General features: G+C 70.7%; 13 protein-coding genes and 1 pseudogene. 7 read left to right on the forward strand and 7 right to left on the reverse strand.

What is annotated here, in order from left to right; translation table 11 throughout:
* Window positions 1–639 precede the first annotated feature (639 nt).
* The 4 genes from ACFVWY_RS05070 (at window position 640) to ACFVWY_RS05085 (ending at window position 3,167) form a co-directional block, all read left to right on the forward strand.
* Complete coding sequence (locus tag ACFVWY_RS05070) at window positions 640–1,026, forward strand: VOC family protein (protein WP_389867425.1); 387 nt, start codon at window positions 640–642, stop codon at window positions 1,024–1,026.
* 178 nt (window positions 1,027–1,204) lie between these two features.
* Window positions 1,205–1,633, forward strand: coding sequence for a DUF4267 domain-containing protein (locus tag ACFVWY_RS05075; protein WP_389867426.1), 429 nt, complete (start codon window positions 1,205–1,207; stop codon window positions 1,631–1,633).
* Between the two features lie 297 nt (window positions 1,634–1,930).
* Window positions 1,931–2,281 carry a hypothetical protein gene (locus ACFVWY_RS05080; RefSeq protein WP_389867428.1) on the forward strand — a complete coding sequence of 117 codons (351 nt, stop codon included), beginning with the start codon at window positions 1,931–1,933 and terminating at the stop codon, window positions 2,279–2,281.
* A 466-nt stretch (window positions 2,282–2,747) separates the two neighbouring features.
* Complete coding sequence (locus ACFVWY_RS05085) at window positions 2,748–3,167, forward strand: hypothetical protein (RefSeq protein ID WP_389867430.1); 420 nt, start codon at window positions 2,748–2,750, stop codon at window positions 3,165–3,167.
* Window positions 3,168–3,284: 117 nt separating this feature from the next.
* Here ACFVWY_RS05085 and ACFVWY_RS05090 read toward each other — a convergent pair whose 3' ends face one another.
* From ACFVWY_RS05090 to ACFVWY_RS05110, 5 genes and pseudogenes are all read right to left on the reverse strand, one after another.
* Window positions 3,285–4,070: an SAM-dependent methyltransferase gene (locus tag ACFVWY_RS05090; protein ID WP_389867431.1), complete on the reverse strand. Its 786-nt coding sequence runs from the start codon at window positions 4,068–4,070 to the stop codon at window positions 3,285–3,287.
* A 763-nt stretch (window positions 4,071–4,833) separates the two neighbouring features.
* Window positions 4,834–4,933, reverse strand: a pseudogene (locus ACFVWY_RS05095) (IS630 family transposase); the annotation flags it as partial.
* A 343-nt stretch (window positions 4,934–5,276) separates the two neighbouring features.
* On the reverse strand, window positions 5,277–6,467 hold the full coding sequence (locus ACFVWY_RS05100) for an acyl-CoA dehydrogenase family protein (RefSeq protein ID WP_389867432.1): 1,191 nt from the start codon (window positions 6,465–6,467) through the stop codon (window positions 5,277–5,279).
* 103 nt (window positions 6,468–6,570) lie between these two features.
* On the reverse strand, window positions 6,571–7,728 hold the full coding sequence (locus ACFVWY_RS05105; protein ID WP_389867434.1) for a methyltransferase: 1,158 nt from the start codon (window positions 7,726–7,728) through the stop codon (window positions 6,571–6,573).
* Window positions 7,729–7,816: 88 nt separating this feature from the next.
* On the reverse strand, window positions 7,817–8,011 hold the full coding sequence (locus tag ACFVWY_RS05110) for a hypothetical protein (RefSeq protein ID WP_389867436.1): 195 nt from the start codon (window positions 8,009–8,011) through the stop codon (window positions 7,817–7,819).
* A 256-nt stretch (window positions 8,012–8,267) separates the two neighbouring features.
* On the opposite strand from ACFVWY_RS05110, the gene ACFVWY_RS05115 reads away from it, so the two are divergent.
* Window positions 8,268–9,095: an endonuclease I family protein gene (locus ACFVWY_RS05115; protein ID WP_389867438.1), complete on the forward strand. Its 828-nt coding sequence runs from the start codon at window positions 8,268–8,270 to the stop codon at window positions 9,093–9,095.
* A 43-nt stretch (window positions 9,096–9,138) separates the two neighbouring features.
* Here ACFVWY_RS05115 and glsA read toward each other — a convergent pair whose 3' ends face one another.
* The gene (glsA, locus tag ACFVWY_RS05120) at window positions 9,139–10,485 is read right to left on the reverse strand and encodes a glutaminase A (RefSeq protein ID WP_389867440.1); all 1,347 of its coding nucleotides are present in this window, start codon (window positions 10,483–10,485) and stop codon (window positions 9,139–9,141) included.
* 95 nt (window positions 10,486–10,580) lie between these two features.
* On the opposite strand from glsA, the gene ACFVWY_RS05125 reads away from it, so the two are divergent.
* Both ACFVWY_RS05125 and ACFVWY_RS05130 read left to right on the forward strand, forming a co-directional pair.
* Window positions 10,581–11,696 carry a chemotaxis protein gene (locus ACFVWY_RS05125; protein ID WP_389867442.1) on the forward strand — a complete coding sequence of 372 codons (1,116 nt, stop codon included), beginning with the start codon at window positions 10,581–10,583 and terminating at the stop codon, window positions 11,694–11,696.
* 112 nt (window positions 11,697–11,808) lie between these two features.
* Entirely contained in the window at window positions 11,809–12,132 is a 324-nt protein-coding gene (locus ACFVWY_RS05130; protein WP_389867444.1) for a plasmid stabilization protein, read from the forward strand.
* A 33-nt stretch (window positions 12,133–12,165) separates the two neighbouring features.
* Here the strand turns inward: ACFVWY_RS05130 and ACFVWY_RS05135 are convergent, their stop codons facing one another.
* Window positions 12,166–14,553: a phosphoketolase gene (locus tag ACFVWY_RS05135; protein ID WP_389867446.1), complete on the reverse strand. Its 2,388-nt coding sequence runs from the start codon at window positions 14,551–14,553 to the stop codon at window positions 12,166–12,168.
* Between the last annotated feature and the right edge of the window lie 152 nt (window positions 14,554–14,705).

Here is a 14,705-nt window from a genome sequence, read left to right on the forward strand (position 1 = left end):
ATGTAGGCCAACGGCTGTTGACAGTCCAGGGCCGCACCCCTACGTTTGCCAACACGCGTTGCCAACACTTGTTGCCAACAGGTGTTGACTGAATTGCGGTACCTCCGAACGGACAACCGACAGCGAGAGGACGCACCGAAATGGCCACGCTCCCGAACCTCGACCCGTACGCGACCGATACCTGCGCGGTTCCAGGAGAAGACCGGGGCCCTCGCCCTGACGAGCGCCTTCGTGATCCCGGAGGAGAGGCACCCGTCGCTCCCGCCTCATTTCCGGCGGCAGGCGGATTTCATGAAGGCCCAGCCGGGATTCGTCTCCCGGCAGACGCGCGGGGAGACGGCGGGCAGCCGGCTTCTGATGAACGTCGCGGTCCAGGAGTCGGCCGAGGCGTTCGCCACGGCGTCCGGCCGCCCGGAGTCCCAGCGCACGGCGGCCGCATTCCCCGACGGCATCGTGCCGTGTCCGCACGTCGCCGAGCGGATCGACGTAAAGCGCGGCAGCTGTAGCCGGGGGCGACAGCCGAAGAGGCCATGCCCTCCCCCGGGCTTCCCCTCGTCCCCTCGTCTCCGTCATGTCGCGGGGCCGCCGAGGCCGCCCGACCACCCGTCACGCGCAGCCCGTCCCTGACCTGGAGTCTTTATGACCGTGGATCTGAACCACACCATCGTCCCCGCCCGTGACCCACGCGCCTCGGCACAGTTCCTGGCGGACATCCTCGGCCTGAGCGTCGATCCACCGGTGGCGCACTTCACGCCGGTCACGCTGGCCAACAAGGTCAGCCTGGACTACGACCAGACGGACGTCTTCGAGCCACACCACTACGCGTTCTTGGTCGGCGAGCAGGAGTTCGACGCCGCACTCGCCCGCCTCCAGCACGGTGGAGTCACCCACTACGGCGATCCCACGTGCCGGGAGACCGGACAGATCTATCGCAGCAAGCACACCGAAGGCCGCAGGGGCACCTACTTCCACGACCCCGACGGGCACCTCATGGAGATCCTCACCCCGGGCATCACCGGATCGTGAGACCGACGGCGGCCCAGCGGATCGCTGCTGCGCCGGTGGCGGCGATCGCGTTCGCCGTCGCGGCCGATACACGATCGGCCACGCCAGCACCCTTCGTCCTGCACGTCATCGGCCGCCCCGGCTGCGCCCGCCGCTGAGCCCTGCCCCACCCCAGGCTGAACTCCGAAGGAGAAACACCATGTCGCTGAGGAACGTCACCACCATCCTGGCCACCGCCTGTGCCCTGTTCGTCCTCTACCTCGGGCTGTCGTTCATCCTGGCCCCGGAAGCGTCCACTCAAGGCGTCGGCCTACCGACCTGGCCCGCGGGCAGCGGTGACGGCTTCCTCATCATGAAAGGCACCCGCGAATTCTCGATGGGCCTGGTCATCGGCATCCTGCTGCTGACGGGCCACCGCCGCGCCCTGGGCTGGGTTCTCCTGACGGAGGCCGTCGCCCCGTTCGGAGACATGCTCAACGTCCTGGCCCACCACGGCTCCCTCGCCGCCGCGTTCGGCATCCACGGCCTGACCTCCGTACTGATCGCGATCACCGGCCTGCTGACCCTCCGTGAGACCGGCAAGGCCCATCGGGTTCCCTCCCCCGCGCCCGCCACGCAGCCCGCTTGACCGCTGCGAGCCGAAGCGCGGCGCGCGGTGCCGCACACGCTCCGGCACGGTCGCCGGCACCTGCCACACCAGCCACTTCACTGCTAGGGCCTCTCGTTTGGATCATGCCGGGCTCGCGGGGGCCGGCACGCACATCTGCCGCGTTGTCGTCAGTCACCGACGCTCCGCGTCGGCTCCTTCCTCCGCCTTGCAGCTGCACGCACCAGCCCCCGCTCCCTGATCCAGCCTGATCCAAACGAAAGACCCTAGGTCAAAACCCTGTCGAGCCAGCTGAGCCGGACAAGCTGCGCGGCAACGATGAGGTCGGCAAAGGAGCAGCAATCTGCTGCCGCCTGGTCGGCCGTCCTCATGGGTGCGGCGTCGCTGTCGGTCCTGATGGCCGCGGCGTTCGCCTGGTTCGTGGGGTACGCGACGCTCGTGCTCTACGTCGAGCGGGTCCTTCACCTCGTCTCGTGGGGCGTCGCGCCGCTCGGTGCGGCGGCAGGCGGGCTGGCCGCGGCCGCGTGGGGACTCGACACCGTATGGATTGCCGCGGCCGCCGCTCAGGCCGTGGGCATCGCGCTGGTGTGGCGTAACCTCTCGGCTCGCGCGTTCGACGAGGCTCGTCTCCCCTCCTTGAACGAAGGCGATCAGGCCAAAAGGCCGTGACGCGTGCCCAGTCGAAAGATGCGCACAGCCTAAACGGGGCCACGCCGCCCGTAGCTGCGTACGAACGAAGAGGGAAGACTCCCGAATTCCAGAGACACGGTTCCGCCAGGGCCCTTTTCCTCCATCGCTGAAGGCTGCCCCGTAATTGATCTCCGGTTGGGCGTGGACGTGGCTGTTGGCCAGTCTGCTGCTCACCCATCCGGCGAGGTTCAGGCTGTGAAGGTCGTGCGCCCGTAGGCCGCCACGAGCAGCACCCCGTGCTCCGGGGGAAGAGACCACGGGCGGCCCGTGCGGACCCAATCTGCACCCTCACAGCGCACAGCGTTCACCAGCTTGCCGAATGAACGCGGGTTCAGCCCGGTGAGCAGGGCTATCCAGACACCTCAGGGTCTCAGCTCGTCAGGTCGCACGCTCGCAGCCGCTGTGTAGCCTGTCGATCTGTTCGAACGGGACGAGGAGGCCGCCGGTGGACGCCGAAGGAGCGCACGCCGCGATCCAGCTCCCCGAAGGGTCCTGGTGGGACTGGGACGTCGTCGCCTGGGACGGCGGACAGCTCAGGCTCGCCGCCGACTACGACCTGACCTACCACCACGGCCTGGAACTGGTCTTCGGCGATCCGGTCTTCGTGAGTTGTCCGTCCGGATTTCGCGATCCGGCCTTCCGGTCTCCGTCGCCCGACGAGCTCCTGAACGTCACACGTCAGCTCGGCGAGATACCGCCGATCGTGGTCGCCTTCGAGGCCGACGCCGGCGGGCAGGAGCCGGTCTCGTGCCTCATCGCCGCAGAGCGTCTCGACATCGTCCAGGAAACGGTCCTGCGCTACTGGCGCCAGGACGCAGGCCCCGATCAGCGCTTCGCTCCCTGGGTGACGTCCCCAGGTGAGTAGGCGCACTGAGCTATGCGGCCGCTGTGCCGCCCCGGGGGCGGTCAACGAAACGCTTCAGCGTTGCTGCCGCCTCCGGGCTGTGCTCCCGTTGCGGTGGGGGCCGGTTCTCGTCGGTGATCATTTACGGGCGACGAATCCCCACTGGTCGACAGGCTCGGCGCTCCCGTCGGCCAGGTGGTCGGGACGCCACAGCGAGATGGATCCGAACCCCGGGGCGATCAGGTCCATCCCGTCGGCACTCTCGAGAATCTCCTCGGGTCGGCGCACCAGGTAGGGAGGTGTGTCCCCAGAGGCGTAGGCCTCCTGCGCGGCCAGTGTCTGAGGGGTGGCGATCGTGTCGCAGAGCACGAGGTGGCTGCCTGCGGCGGTCCCGGCCATGTACCGGCGCATGAGGTCGATGCCGGCCCTCGGTTCCACGTGTCCCAGGGTGGAGAGCACCATGACGGCTACCGGCTGTGTCATGTCCAGGGTCTGCGCGGCTTCCTGGAGCACCTGCTCGGCATCGCGCAGGTCCGCGTGCACGTAGTTCGTCATGCCGTCCGGTGCGCTCGTCAGGAGGGCCCGGGCGTGGGTCAGGACCAGGGGGTCGTTGTCGACGTAGACGATGCGTGCCGCTGGCTGCACGTCCTGTGCGACCTCGTGGGTGCTGTTCTGGACGGGGAGGCCGGTTCCGATGTCGAGGAACTGAGAGACTCCTGCTTCACCGGCCAGGTACCGGACTGCGCGGGACTGGAAGGCGCGCGATGCCCGGGCAAGTTCTCGGGCCTGCGGGTAGGTGGCGATGACCTGGTCCCCCAGCTCCTGGTCGACGGGATAGTGGTCCTTGCCTCCGATCCAGTAGTTCCACACACGGGCCGAGTGCGGTATGCCGCTGCGGATCTCAAGCTCGGAGTTGGGATTCATATGCGCCTCGCTTCGTGTGGTGTGTTGCGGAGTTCCTGGAGTTCCAGTTCCTAACGGCCCTGGATACCACCCCAGTCGGCCCGTCTGGTGCAGGAGCCGAGATCGTGCGTGTCGTGGTCTGAGTGGCGTCAACGCTGCCGACTGCGAGGCGGCTCGCCTGGCTGCGCACCGCCCCGAGCGGAAGTCGAGGGGCATGGCAGGGATGGCGGGCACGGCCGTACTGGCAGCAAGCAGGGTGCGACGGCGCATGGGGTCCTCTCGGCCCATGCTGAGTCTCCTGGGCCACTCTAGGGCCTCTCGTTTGGATCATGCCGGGCTCGCGGGGGCCGGCACGCACATCTGCCGCGTTGTCGTCAGTCACTGACGCTCCGCGTCGGCTCCTTCCTCCGCCTTGCAGCTGCACGCACCAGCCCCCGCTCCCTGATCCAGCCTGATCCAAACGAAAGACCCTAGTGCGGGCGGGAAGCGGCAGGAGGGGCGAAGCCGTCTGTGGGACTCATTCCGAGCCGGGAGATGGTGGATGCGGGGCACCCCCGCTCCGCCCTACGAGGTCGGCCTGCCGCCAGCGGCGGTGCTGCTGACCGGTCCTGATCACCCGCCAGATGTGCGAGCAGGTTCGCTTCTTGGTCGCCCACCGTTGGCGGACCGGTGAGCCCGTCAGGTCGTCATCAGCCCTGGAGGGCTCGCAATCAGGTCCGCCCGAGTGGCGGCGGCTGACTCGCGCTGCCGTCATCAGCCCGAGACATCCGCGGTTGGGCGGCTGGCGGATCGACCGCAGCGCCGTCCAGGTGTGGCCAATGTCCTTGCGCCCGGCGGATCACGCCCCACGGCTGATCGTCGCCGACCGAGTAGCAACCGTGGAAGGCCCCCTGCCACACGCCGTCCTGGCATCCAGCACAACGAGCGGCCCGGCAACGGCTTCCGATCACAGCACTGGCTTCAATTCCTGGCGTACGCATGACTCTCGGATGAGCTGATCGGGCTGCCGAAATCTGGACCTTTCGCGACTCGCCTACGAGGCCGAAAGTGAACAGGTGTTCACGCTTTTGGGGATCGAATGTGCCATTCGCGGAGTGTCGTCGTCGTCAGCGGAGTCTGGGCGCCAAGCGGTTTCTGCATTCGGCACTACGCGGCACGGACGCCAGTTGGCGAACCCGCGGGCGAAGGAAGTGACTGGTGCCATGAACGGCCTGCGGTCACACGGACTCAGCGGCGCACGCGGGGCATCCCCAGACCGATCCAGGAGATGATCTCGCGCTGGATCTCGTTGTTACCGCCGCCGAAGGTGAAGATGACGGCGGAGCGGTAACCGCGCTCCAGCTCGCCGTGGAGGACGGCGCCCGCGGAGCCCTCCTTGAGCGGGCCCGCGGACCCGACGATCTCCATCAGCCAGGCGTAGGCGTCGCGGCGCGCCTCGGAGCCGTAGACCTTGACGGCGGAGGCGTCCTGGGGGGTGAGTGTGCCGTTCTGGACGGCGGACACCATCTGCCAGTTGAGCAGCTTCATGGCGTCGAGCCGGGTGTGGGTGCGGGCCAGCAGGGTGCGGACCCAGCCGAGGTCGATCACGCGGCGGCCGTCATCCAGCGCGGTGTCCGCCGCCCAGCGCTGAACGTTGTGAAGCGCGCGGATCGCCATGGTGCCGTGGGCGGCGAGGGTGACGCGTTCGTGGTTGAGCTGATTGGTGATGAGCCGCCAGCCCTTGTTCTCCTCGCCGACGCGGCGGGAGGCGGGGACGCGGATGTTCTCGTAGTAGCTGGCGGTGGTGTCGTGCGAGGCGAGGGTGTTGATCACGGTGCAGGAGTAGCCGGGGTCCGAGGTCGGGACCAGCAGCATCGTGATGCCCTTGTGCGGTGCCGCGTCCGGGTCGGTGCGGACGGCGAGCCAGACCCAGTCCGCGGTGTCGCCATTGGTCGTCCAGATCTTCTGCCCGTTGACGGTGTAGTGGCCGGTGGTCTCGTCGCCCTCGCGCACGGCCCGGGTCTTGAGGGCGGCGAGGTCGGTGCCCGCGTCGGGTTCGCTGTAGCCGATCGCGAAGTCGATCTCACCGCTGAGGATCCTCGGCAGGAAGTACGCCTTCTGCTCGCCGGTCCCGTACCTCATGATCGTCGGGCCGACGGTGTTGAGGGCCATCAACGGCAGTGGGACACCGGCCTGCGCCGCCTCGTCGAAGAAGATGAACTGCTCCATCGGGGAGAGTCCGCGTCCGCCGTACTCCGTCGGCCAGCCGACCCCGAGCCAGCCGTCTGTTCCCAGGCGGCGGATCGTCTCCCGGTAGAAGCGCTTCTGGGCCTCGGGGGCGGCATAGCGCGTATAGGCGTCGTCGGGGACCAGCGCGGCGAAGTAGCCGCGCAGTTCGGTGCGCAACTGCTGCTGTTCGGGCGTGTATTCGAGGTGCACGGCCCCTCCGGGAGTCTCGCGGTGGCGTCGTCCGTGTGCGGCGGCGCACACAGTAGAACGTGTTGCAAGAATCCGGAAGGGCCGGAACGCGGATCCCGCGGGGTCAGCGCTTGACGGCCCGCAGGACGACGAACTTCGGATCCCCGGCGACGGTCTCGCAGTTGCCGAAGATACGGCGGAGCCGGGTGTGGTAACCGAGGTGCCGGTTGCCGACGACCCAGAGTTCACCGCCGGAGCGCAGCGCGGCACGGGCCCCGTGGAACATGGTGCGGGCCGTGGCGTCGGTGACGGCCTGGTGGGAGTGGAACGGCGGGTTGCTGAGGACCAGGTCCACGCTGGCGGGCGCCATCTCCGCCAGCCCGTCGCCGACCAGGAACTCGGCCCTGGCGTCCGGGCCGGTGTTGGCCCGGAAGGTCTCCTCGGCGGAAGCGACCGCCTGGTACGACTCATCGACGAAGGTGACCGTCGCCTCGGGGTTGGCGAGCGCGGCGGAGAGGCCGACGACGCCGTTCCCGCAGCCGAGGTCGACGATCCGCTCGGGGCCGCGGCGCTCGGGGAGGTGGCCGAGGAAGAACCGGGTGCCGATGTCGAGGCGCTCGGCGCAGAAGATCCCGGCGTGGTTGATGACGGTCCGGCCGGAGACCGGGCCGATCCCTTCGGGCAGCTCGTAGCAGTGCGGCCAGGGGCTGAGTGTGCGGGCCGTCCCCGGAGCGGGGGTGCTGAAGATGAGCCGGGCCTTCCGCACGGCCAGGGAGGTGCGGGTCGGGCCGACGATCCGCTCGAAGAGCCGGAGGGTGGAGGTGTGGATCTCCTTGACCATGCCGGTGCCGATGACGACGGTGTCCGCGTGGAGCGCCGGAGCCAGCCGGTGCAGCTGGTCCTCCAGGAGCGCGAGGCTCTTCGGCACGCGTACCAGCAGGACGTCGACCCGCTCCGGCGGGGTGTCCCGCGCCGACAGCAGGCGCACCGTGTCCGCGGCCACGCCGTTGCGGTCCAGGTTCGCCAGGGTCGCGCGCTGCGCCAGGTAGGAGTCGGTGATCTGTACGGGGCGGTGCGCTGCCAGCACCGTGCTCAGGGCGCCCCAGCGGTCACCCACCACGGTCACGGCGCCCGACAGGTCCACCGGCTCCGTACCGTCGGCCCCTTCCAGCCACCGCAGCAGGTACTCATCGGCGGCATCCCAGGCGCGGAAGGGATCGCGCGGGTCTTCGGGGTAGCGGGCGAGGTCGAACCCGGCCCCTGACGTCGTCAAACGATTCATTGTGCACCCAGGCTAGCCGAGCCGCGGGGAGCGCCCACACGCTCCCCGCGGCTCGGCTCCGGGGCCGCCGGGCCCGCCGGCCACCGGTTCAGGGCAGTGTCTTGTCGATCGCGGACCGGCCCTCGCGGGCGAGCCTGCGCTCGGCCCATTGGAGGTTCTTCGGGGTCAGGTCCCGCCCGGAGGCGAGTACCAGATCCTCCGCGGAGGGATCATCGCTTCCGCCGGTGTGCAAGAGGCTGTCGGGAGTCACACCCCGGGATATGGATTCGGGCTCTTCGCTCATGCCGCCTCCTCGTCCTTTCGGTCATTCTCGCCCCGCGCCCGGCCCTCCGCATCCGAGGCCCGCACGCCTCTCCCGGCGGCACTTCCGAGCCCTCACTTGACCTGCACATGATAGGTACACAGCGTTCACACCCTGGTCACGGTGCGTGTGGAAGGCTCCCGCTACCACGTACCACACAACTGCGCCACAGCGCCGCCCCCCACCTCGCGACGGTGTCGTGGCGCAGGCCCTTTCAGGACAGGAGAGGACACCCCACATGTCCCGTCGTCATCTTCGTTACCGGCGCCCGCTGCTGGCGACCCTCGCCGCCTTCGCGGTGCTCGGCGGTACGGCCGCCGCCGCACCGGCCGCTACCCACACGGCCGCGCCCGCCACCACCGCGTCACCGCTGCGGGTGCTCGACGACACCTATTACCAGAACGCTCTCGGCAAGAGCGGCGCCCAGCTCAAGAGCGCCCTGCACACGATCATCAGCAGCCAGACCAAGGTCTCCTACAGCCAGGTCTGGACCGCCCTGAAGGACACCGACCAGGACCCGGCCAACAGTTCGAACGTGATCGAGCTCTACACCGGCCGCTCCCTGTCGAAGACCGCCAACGGCGGCTCGGTCGGGAACTGGAACCGCGAGCACGTCTGGGCCAAGTCCCACGGCGACTTCGGCACCGCCACCGGGCCCGGCACCGACCTCCACCACCTGCGCCCGGAGGACGTCTCCGTCAACTCGATCCGGAGCAACAAGGACTTCGACAACGGCGGCAGCTCGGTCAGCGGAGCGCCGGGCAACTACACCGACAGCGACTCCTTCGAGCCGCGCGACGCGGTCAAGGGCGACGTGGCCCGGATGATCCTCTACATGGCCGTGCGCTACGAGGGCGAGGACTCCTTCCCCGACCTGGAGCCCAACGACAAGGTCAACAACGGCTCCGCCCCGAACATGGGCCGGCTCTCGGTGCTGAAGACGTGGAGCCAGCAGGACCCGCCGGACGCCTTCGAGAAGCGCCGCAACGACGTCATATTCGACCAGTACCAGCACAACCGGAACCCGTTCATCGACCACCCCGAGTGGGTCGCGTCGATCTGGTAGGCGCGATCGTCCGACGAGTCCGGGCGGCCGTCACCGTCCGGGCTCAGCCGGGTCCGTCGCCCGTGCACCAGGCCACGGCCCGCGCCCGGGTGGCAAAGCCCCGCGGCGCCGCCTGCCCGTCCCCCTCTCCGGGGCCGGGCAGGGCCAGCCGGTGCGCCGGGTCGGCGACGGCGGTCCGCGCTCCGGCCGCCGCGATCCGGCCGAGTCCGCCGCCCAGCATCGCGCGGGCCACCCGGTCGACCCCGGTCACCTCCGCCAGGTCCAGCACGACCGGCTCCGTGCCCCGGGGGCGCGCCTCGTCCAGGGCGTACAGCACGCGTTCGGCCGCCGTGAAGTCGAGGGCGCCCTGCGCGGCCACCACGGCGACCCGCTCCCGCGGCGCACGGTCCCGCGGCGCGGGCCCGGCGGCGGGCAGCTCATCGGCGGTGGCGATCAGGGTGACGGTGCTGCCGGCCAGCGCCGGGTTGTACATCAGGTGGAGGCCGAGCCGCTCCGACAGGGCGCCGAGCGCGGCCCGCCCGCGCACCGAGGTGCCGGTCGGATCCAGCCGCGGGCTGTAGGTCGCCAGCCCGAAACGGGCGGGGCCCGCCGCGATCAGCCCGCCGGACACCCCGCTCTTGGCGGGCAGCCCGACCCGCAGCAGCCAGTCGCCCGAGGCGTCGTACATGCCGCAGGTCGCCATCACCGCCAGCACCTGTGCGGCCACCGGCTCCGGCACCACCGCGTCGCCGGTGAGCGGGTTCACTCCCCCGTGCGCCAGGGTCGCCGCCATCGCGGCGAGGTCCATCGCGGTGGCCCGGACCGCGCACTGCCGGAAGTACGTGTCGACGGCGGCGACCGGGTCGACGGGCAGCGGGCCGGTGCTCCGGATCAGATAGGCGAGGGCGCGGTTGCGGTCCCCGGTGGCGGCCTCGGAGGCGTAGACCTGCTCGTCCACGTCCAGCCGCCGTCCGGCGAACCGGCTCAGGCAGTCCAGGACCCGGTCGAACCCCGGGACACCGGGGGTGTCCGGGATCAGGGCGGTGGTGATGATGGCCCCCGCGTTGACCATCGCGTTGTCGGGCCGCCCGGTGCCCGGCTCCAGGCTGACCGCGTTGTACGCCTCCCCGCTGGGCTCGGCGTTGACCCAGCGGCCCACCTCGTCGAGTCCGAGCAGCGACAGGGCGAGCGCGTAGACGAACGGCTTCGACACGGACTGCAGGGTGAACGGGGTCGCGGTGTCGCCCGCCCCGTAGCGGTGGCCGTCCATGCTGATCAGGGCAAGGCCGAAGGCGTCCGGGTCGCTCCGCGCGAGCTGCGGGATGTACTCGGCGAGTCGGCCCTCGCGCAACGGGACGAACCGCGCGTGCAGTTCCCGCAGGGCCTCGGTGACGGCTTCAGCGGCGCTCATCTCGCCCATATTAGGTTCAAAAGGTATGAATTGACTCGCCGACTTCAGCCGCTTCACTCGGGAGCGGACGCCACCCGAAGCCCTGGGAGAGAACGATGGATACGGACGACCTGACCGCTGGCCTGTTGCGGGAGCTGCGGGCGGCCAAGCCCTATCCGGCCCTGTCCCTGACCCTGCCGACCCACCGGCGAGCGCCGGACAACGCCCAGGACGCCGTGCGGCTGCGCAACCTGGTGTCCGAGGCGATGAACAGGCTGGAGGCCGACCCGAAGGTCGGACGCGAGACGCGGACCGCGATCAAGGAGCAGCTCGACCAGGCGGTCACGGAGGTGGATCCGAGGCGGGCCCTTGACGCGCTGGTCCTGCTCGTCACCCCCGACGAGCACCAGATCTGGCAGCTCCCCCGTACCGCGCCCGAACGGGTGGTCCTGAGCGACAGCTATCTGACCCGCAACCTGGTGGCGGCGAAGGCCCAGGCCCAGCCGTTCTGGGCGCTCACCGTCTCGGCCGACCGCGCCGAGCTGTGGGGCGGCACGGCCGACGCCCTGCGCGAGGCGCGCACCGGAGGGTTCCCGATGACGGCTCCGCCGCTGGACCCCGATCCACAGCGCGAGGAGCAGATCGGCGACACACCGAGCATCTTCAGCAGTCAGGAGACCCGCGCGTTCCTCCGCTCGGCGGACGAGAAGCTGCGGGCGGTGCTGGCCGCCGATCCGCGCCCGCTGTACCTGGCCGGTTCCGCCCAGGCGCTCACGGTGCTGGACGAGGTCGGCGAGAGCCCCCGGTCGGCCGCGGGACGCCTGGCCAAGGGCATCCCCGCCGGGACGGCGCCGAGCGGCCTGCTGGAGGAGCTGCGCCCGGTGCTGGAGGAGCACCAGGAGCGGTTCGCCGCGACGGTCGACGGCAGACTCGACGAGGCGCGCGGCCGACGCGCGTTCGCGGGCGGGCTCGACGAGGTGTGGGCCGCGGTGCGGGAGGGCCGCGCCGGGCTGGTCGCGGTGGAGGAGCATTTCCAGCGGACCGTCCGGGTGACCGACGAACACCTCGAACCGCTGGACGAGGGTACGGCGGACCCGGCGGACAGCACGGTCCGCGAGGACATCGTCGACGAACTCGTCGAGCGGGCCCTGGACAACGGCGCCGAGGTGGTCTTCCTCCCGGACGGTTCACTCACCGAGCACGGAGGGATCGCGGCGGCCCTGCGCTACTGAGCCGTCCCGCGCACCCCAGGGGGCCCGCACGCCGCCGCGTGCGGGCCCCCTGGCGCGGCGCGACACTGGGGGAAAGGCGTCCCAGGACCTCCGCGAGAGGAGTGAGCGGACCATGCCCCTCGGATCCGGTGCCGGGCGGACCCGGCAGTACGAGCACATCAAGGAAAGCGCGCAGGAGCGCGGTGTGAGCGAGGAACGGGCCGAGGAGATCGCGGCCCGCACGGTCCACGGGGAACGCGTCCGCGCCGGAGAGTCCAGGACGGCGAGCCGCACCTCTCCGGAGGACGGGCCGTCCTCGCGGAGCGGCGGTCCGCGCTCGCACGGCGGGGCGGCCGGGCCGACCCGCGACCAGCTCTACGAAGAGGCCCGGAAGAAGAACGTGCACGGGCGCTCGGGCATGACGAAGGCACAGCTGGCCCGGGCGGTCGGCCGCTGAGCCCACGGCGCCGCGGGGCGGACCGGCGCCGCGTCAGCCGCTCCACGTCCAGTCCGCCACCTCGGGCAGGTCGGTGCCGTGCTCCCGGATCCAGGCGTGGTGGCGGGTGCGGGCGTCCGCCATGGCCTGGCGCACGGCCACCGCGCGGACGCCGAGGCCGGGTACGCGGTCGATCACGTCCATCACCAGCCGGAAGCGGTCCAGATCGTTGCGGACCACCATGTCGAAGGGCGTCGTGGTGGTGCCCTCCTCCTTGTAGCCCCGCACATGGAGCTGGGCGTGGCCCGCGCGCCGGTAGGTGAGGCGGTGGATCAGCCAGGGGTAGCCGTGGTAGGCGAAGATCACGGGGGCGTCCCGGGTGAACAACGCGTCGTACTCGGAGTCCGGCATGCCGTGCGGGTGCTCCTCGCGGGGCAGCAGCCGGGCCATGTCGACCACGTTGACCACCCGCACCGCCAGTTCTGGCAGGTGTCTGCGGAGCAGGTCGGCGGCGGCCAGCGTCTCCAGCGTGGGGACGTCCCCGGCACAGGCCAGCACCACGTCCGGTTCCCGGCCGCCGTCCTCCGTGCCCGCCCAGGGCCACACACCGGCGCCTCGGGCGCAGTGCGCGCGGGCCTGGTCGAGGGTGAGCCAGTCGAACGAGGGCTGTTTCCCGGCCACGATCACATTGACGTAGTCGCGGCTGCGCAGCGCGTGGTCGGCCACGGAGAGCAGGGTGTTGGCGTCCGGTGGCAGATAGACCCGGACGACCTCGGGGCTCTTGTTGAGGATGTGGTCGACGAATCCCGGGTCCTGGTGGGAGAAGCCGTTGTGGTCCTGGCGCCAGACGTGCGAGGTGAGCAGGTAGTTCAGTGAGGCGACAGGGCGGCGCCAGGCCAGCCGGCGGGAGGTCCTGAGCCATTTGATGTGCTGGTTGACCATCGAGTCGACGATGTGGGCGAACGCCTCGTAGCAGGAGAAGAGTCCGTGGCGGCCGGTGAGCAGGTATCCCTCCAGCCAGCCCTGGCAGAGGTGCTCGGAGAGCACCTCCATGACGCGTCCGTCGCGGGCGAGGTGCTCGTCGGTGGGCAGGAGGCGTTCCTGCCAGGCCTTGGCGGTGGTGCCGTAGAGGGCGTCGAGCCGGTTGGAGGCGGTTTCGTCGGGTCCGACGACGCGGAAGTCGCGGCGTGTGGCGGTGGCGGCCATGACGGCCTCCAGCAGCCCGCCGAGCACCCGGGTCGGCTCGTGCAGCACGGTGCCGGGCCTGTCGACCTCGACCGCGTATCCGTCGAGCGGGGGGACGGGCAGGTCACGCAGGAGCAGACCGCCGTTGGCGTACGGGGTCGATCCGAGCCGGGCGTCCCCCTCGGGCACGCAGGCGAGCACCTGGGGGCTGGGCCGCCCCGATGTGTCGAAGAGTTCCCCGGGCCGGTAGGAGCGCATCCACTCCTCCAGCTGGCGCAGGTGGGCCGGGTCGTCCCGGACACCGGGCAGCGGGACCTGGTGGGCGCGCCAGGTGCCCTCGACGGGTACTCCGTCGACCTCGGCCGGGCCGGTCCAGCCCTTGGGCGTGCGCAGGACGATCATCGGCCAGTGCGGGCGCCCGGCCCCGCCGTCGGTGCGGGCGGCGCCCTGGATCTCCCGGATGCGGTCGACGGCGCGGTCCATCGCGGCGGCCATCGCCCGGTGGACGCTGAACGGGTCGTCGCCGCCGACGTACAGGGGGTCGTGCCCGTAGCCGCGCAGCAGGGCGTCCAGTTCCGTCTCGGGGAGGCGGGCGAGCACCGTCGGGTTGGCGATCTTGTAGCCGTTGAGGTGGAGGACCGGGAGGACGGCCCCGTCGTGGACCGGGTCGAGGAATTTGTTGGAGTGCCAGGACGCCGCGAGCGGCCCGGTCTCGGCCTCACCGTCGCCGACCACGCAGGTGACGAGCAGTTCGGGGTGGTCGAAGGCGGCTCCGTAGGCGTGGGTGAGGGCGTAGCCGAGTTCCCCGCCCTCGTGGATGGATCCGGGGGTCTGCGGCGCCACGTGGCTGGGTACCCCGCCGGGGAAGGAGAACTGCCTGAACAGCTGCCCCATGCCCTCGGCGTCGCGGGGGACGTCAGGGTAGGTCTGCGTGTAGCTGCCCTCCAGCCAGGAGTTGGCGAGGACCGCGGGTCCGCCGTGGCCGGGGCCCCAGACGCACAGGCCGCGCACGCCGCGGGACTTGATGACGCGGTTGAGGTGGGTGTGGACCAGGTTGAGCCCCGGTGAGGTGCCCCAGTGGCCGAGCAGCCGCGGTTTGATGTCCGTCCGTACGAGCGGCCGGGTCAGGAGCGGGTTGGCCATCAGGTAGATCTGGCCGACGGACAGGTAGTTGGCGGCTCGCCAGTGCGCGTCGAGTGCCGCGATCTCCTCGTCGGTCGGGCCGGACGGGGTCGCCGGACCGGGGGTGTCGCTCATGGGGCTCCCTAGGGTGTCTGGCACGGGGGTGCGGGGGGAAGGAGCGTGTGGCCGCAGGGCACGGGAAGCGTCCTCGTGGCGGGGGCCACGCGGGCGTTTCGGCAGCGCCGCGCGGGCGCGCCGGACACCGCGGCGCCGCAGGCCTGTGCCCT

Origin of the sequence: Streptomyces sp. NPDC058195, from assembly GCF_042883525.1 — a bacterium.
GTDB lineage: Bacteria > Actinomycetota > Actinomycetes > Streptomycetales > Streptomycetaceae > Streptomyces.

Coding starts and splice junctions, on each gene's coding strand:
- ACFVWY_RS05070 (WP_389867425.1), top strand. CDS start 640: ATGACCGTGGATCTGAACCACACCATCGTCCCCGCCCGTGACCCACGC.
- ACFVWY_RS05075 (WP_389867426.1), top strand. CDS start 1,205: ATGTCGCTGAGGAACGTCACCACCATCCTGGCCACCGCCTGTGCCCTG.
- ACFVWY_RS05080 (WP_389867428.1), top strand. CDS start 1,931: ATGAGGTCGGCAAAGGAGCAGCAATCTGCTGCCGCCTGGTCGGCCGTC.
- ACFVWY_RS05090 (WP_389867431.1), bottom strand. CDS start 4,070: ATGAATCCCAACTCCGAGCTTGAGATCCGCAGCGGCATACCGCACTCG.
- ACFVWY_RS05105 (WP_389867434.1), bottom strand. CDS start 7,728: ATGAATCGTTTGACGACGTCAGGGGCCGGGTTCGACCTCGCCCGCTAC.
- ACFVWY_RS05110 (WP_389867436.1), bottom strand. CDS start 8,011: ATGAGCGAAGAGCCCGAATCCATATCCCGGGGTGTGACTCCCGACAGC.
- ACFVWY_RS05115 (WP_389867438.1), top strand. CDS start 8,268: ATGTCCCGTCGTCATCTTCGTTACCGGCGCCCGCTGCTGGCGACCCTC.
- glsA (WP_389867440.1), bottom strand. CDS start 10,485: ATGAGCGCCGCTGAAGCCGTCACCGAGGCCCTGCGGGAACTGCACGCG.
- ACFVWY_RS05125 (WP_389867442.1), top strand. CDS start 10,581: ATGGATACGGACGACCTGACCGCTGGCCTGTTGCGGGAGCTGCGGGCG.
- ACFVWY_RS05130 (WP_389867444.1), top strand. CDS start 11,809: ATGCCCCTCGGATCCGGTGCCGGGCGGACCCGGCAGTACGAGCACATC.
- ACFVWY_RS05135 (WP_389867446.1), bottom strand. CDS start 14,553: ATGAGCGACACCCCCGGTCCGGCGACCCCGTCCGGCCCGACCGACGAG.